The sequence below is a fragment of the Bacillus sp. SIMBA_008 genome, assembly GCF_046535495.1.
GTDB classification, from domain to species: Bacteria; Bacillota; Bacilli; order Bacillales; family Bacillaceae; genus Bacillus; species Bacillus subtilis.
The window spans coordinates 1-243 of sequence record NZ_JAWRWL010001102.1 but is presented as its reverse complement, the minus strand read 5'-3'; the positions used below and the strand labels follow the sequence as shown (position 1 = coordinate 243).

At 73.3% G+C, this 243-nt stretch carries 1 protein-coding gene; it reads right to left on the bottom strand.

Annotation, left to right across the window (positions count from 1 at the left end; translation table 11 throughout):
* On the bottom strand, positions 1-243 hold a 243-nt coding region (locus tag SB658_RS26835; RefSeq protein ID WP_410603542.1), incomplete at both ends, for an alpha-amylase family glycosyl hydrolase.

The following is a 243-nucleotide window of genomic DNA, read 5'->3' as shown; positions in this document are numbered from 1 at the left end:
CGGCGCGCGCCAGTCCAGGTCGAACCAGGCCGCATGGCGGCTGCGCCGGCCATGGCGCAGCACGTCCCACCACCAGGCGTTGGCCGGATGCGCGGCGAGGTGGTTGGGGACCAGGTCGAGGATCAGTCCGATGCCGTGTGCGCGCGCACGCCGCGACAGCGCGAGCAGCGCAGCTTCGCCGCCAAGTTCGGGATTGACCCGGGTCGGGTCGATGCCGTCGTAGCCGTGCGGCGAACCCGGCAC